This is a genomic window from Rhodoblastus sp. (assembly GCF_041915505.1).
Classification (GTDB): domain Bacteria; phylum Pseudomonadota; class Alphaproteobacteria; order Rhizobiales; family Beijerinckiaceae; genus Rhodoblastus.
The window spans coordinates 1-2,872 of record NZ_JAYSBG010000411.1 but is presented as its reverse complement, the minus strand read 5'-3'; the positions used below and the strand labels follow the sequence as shown (position 1 = coordinate 2,872).

The 2,872-nt window shown below is 60.4% G+C and carries 2 protein-coding genes and 1 pseudogene; 2 read left to right on the top strand and 1 reads right to left on the bottom strand.

Annotation, left to right across the window (positions count from 1 at the left end):
• A partial coding sequence (locus ACE3S9_RS17820) for a DUF736 family protein (protein WP_374547819.1) occupies window positions 1-88 on the top strand: 88 nt, incomplete at its 5' end.
• A gap of 38 nt (window positions 89-126) precedes the next feature.
• On the opposite strand, the gene ACE3S9_RS17815 is transcribed toward ACE3S9_RS17820, so the two are convergent.
• Window positions 127-2,571, bottom strand: a complete 2,445-nt coding sequence (locus tag ACE3S9_RS17815) for a DEAD/DEAH box helicase family protein (protein ID WP_374547818.1) — start codon at window positions 2,569-2,571, stop codon at window positions 127-129.
• A gap of 215 nt (window positions 2,572-2,786) precedes the next feature.
• Between ACE3S9_RS17815 and ACE3S9_RS17810 the strand changes: the two are divergent.
• Window positions 2,787-2,872: pseudogene (locus tag ACE3S9_RS17810) on the top strand (DUF736 family protein); the annotation flags it as partial.

Genomic DNA, 2,872 nt, shown 5'->3' with positions numbered 1-2,872 from the left:
GCTCGACGATCCCAGCTTCACCGCCCCCATCTACGCCAACCTCTTCGAGGGCGACGATGGCGAATACGCGCTGATCTGGTCGCGCTGACCGGCGCCCGCGGCGCCCCGCCACACGGCAGGGCGCCGCTACTCGATCATGTAACCCAGCGCGCGATAGCCTGCTCGCCGCTTCGAAGCCATTCGGACGAGAACTGGAACCGTCTGATCGACGTAGTCGACGACCAGAACGTCTTTTTTCCCATCATGCTCGCGATGCAGCCGGCCGGCATACTGCGCCAATGTTCCCTTCCAGGCGATCGGCATCGTTAGGAACAGCGTGTCGAGTCGGGAATCATCGAAGCCTTCGCCAACATAACGGCCTGTCGCCAGGATCAAACGCTCATCGTCATCTGATACATTCAGCGCGACGCTCGCTGCCTTACGATCCTTCACCGACATGCCGCCGCGCAGGACTACGAGATTTCTCACGAATGGCGAGAACCGCTTCTGGAGATAATCGAGGTGATCCTTTCGCTCCGTCAGGACGATGGGCGAACGCTTTGCTTCAAGCGATTTCAACACATCATCAAAAATCAGATCATTCCGGGCAATGTCCTGCGCCAATGCCGCATAGATCGCCGGCATCGAAGGCCGTTCGACAGAGGCGAGGGACGCCGGGAGTTCAAACCGGGTCAAGCGATCGCGCGCGCGGTGGCGGATGCCGCGTTCGGCAGCCTGAGCTTTCGCATCAACCCGATGGCGAACCGGGCCGCATTGCATGAAGATGATCGGATGATGGCCGTCTTTTCGGGCGACGGTCGCCGACAGGCCGACCACATAGCGCGCCTTTGAGCGCCGGGCGACAAGCTCGAAGCTTGTAGCGGAAAGGTGATGGCATTCATCGACGATCAGCTGGCCGTAATCGGCGACGATGTCGGCAACTTCGCCCTTGCGGACAAGGCTTTGAATGAGCGCGACGTCGATGACGCCTGTCGGTTTTCTTTTCCCGCCGCCGACGACGCCGATCTGCTTCGGGTCTATGTTCAAAAAGGACCGTAGCCGTTCCACCCATTGGTTGAGCAGTTCCTGCCTGTGGACAAGGATCAGCGTGTTACGGGCGCGATTTGCTATGAGCGCCGCCGCCACGACGGTTTTGCCGAAGGCGGTCGTGGCTGCGAGCACGCCGTTGTCATGGGCGACGAGACCATCGAAAGCCTTCAACTGCGGCTGTCGCAGTTCGCCCTGGAAGGAAATGCCCGCAGGCAGCGGCGTGCCGATTTCACGCTGATCTTCCAATTCGGCGACGCCGCCATAGTTTTTGATGAGATCGATTGCGTCATCGAGGCAGCCGCGGGGCAAAGCGATATGTTGCGCATAAAGCTCGGCGCATGAGACGATCCGAGGTTTGCCGAATGTCGGCAACCGCATGGCCTGCGCGCGATAGAATTCCGGGTTCTGGAAAGCCGCCAGGCGAATAAACTGCGCAATCAAGAATGGCGGAAGCTCCGTCGGGTCAATGTAAACCTGATCGGCGAGGACGATTTTGATGCTTTTCGGTATCGCAATGCCGACACGCCGTGGCTCGCTGCGCCGTGACGGCGACATTTTCCATGGTTCATCCGCGTGCTCGTCGTCGACCGGCATGCGAACGCCCAGGACCCGTCCCGCAAGTTGCGCCTCGTCCGCGATTCTGAAGACGGCGTCCGCCGACAACCTTGGCAGTGAAGACAGATAGGCCCACTGGTCGTCGTAGGGGCGCAACTCCTCGTCAACGAAGACGCTGTTGCCGATCTCGCGCGCCTTTCGCTGCAACGGCAGCGCAATGAGATTGCCGAAGCCGCCAAGCGGCATCGTATCCTGATTTGGAAAGAAGCGATCATAGGAGGCAAAGCCGATCTCGGGGCGACTCTCCATCGTCTCCGTGATCAGGGCGGAACCCATTTGCCTGGCGGTCCTTGCCGGCACAGGCTCGGAGAAGAAGATCCAGACATGGCCGCCGTTCCCCGATCTCGACCGCTCCAGGGCGGCCGGAATCCCCTTCGCGTGACAGGCGCCAAGCAACGCCCTGGCGTCATCCGCCCAGCCTTTCTTGTCGAAATCGGCGGCAAGGAACCAACACGTCTCGTCTTGCAGCAATGGATAAACCCCGGCGACAAAATCGCCGGCGCGCGCGTCGCAGCCGCGCAGATGTTTCTCGATGATATCGTCGGATGGCGGGATGAATGCCTGATGCGGGCACTCTCCACATTTCACCTTCGGCTTGCCGCAAATGCCTCTCGTCCATTCATCGGAGCAAGCCGGCGAATATCCCGAGCGCCCGGCCTTTCTGTTTTCCCATCGAACCGGAAAAACATCGGGGCGGCCGGCGAAGAGACGGCGGAACAACCCTATTTTTGCGGCCGACGACGAGTTGTTGGTGACCGGCGCATTCGCAAAGGGATCCCGCTCGGCTGCTCGGCGAGCGGACATCAGCTTCTGCTCAAGCTCAAGCGTTTCCAGTTCGCGCGCAAGCGCCGTCCGCTCTGCGTCCAGATCGGCTAACCGCCGTCGAATGCGCGCGATTTCCTCCGAGGCGTCATCCTTATCCGCCAAAATCGTAGCTCACGCTCCAAAGTCCATGCCAGCCATCAACATAGTGCAAAGACGGCTCGGGCTTAAGACGCGTCGCCGCTGTTCAACGATTGGGATTATGCGGAGCAGAACCGGCGGGAAACGGCCGGAAAACTGCCCCTCACAGGTCAGCGCTCCGCATAATTCCTCACTCCGCATAATCGACGTTATGCGGTGCACCGCATAACGTCGAGTTCGGCGCCGGCTGGAGCAAAGCGGCCAAGGACACCGGCGCCGAATATCTCTCGCTCAAACTCGACGACCCCTCCTTCACCGGCCCGGT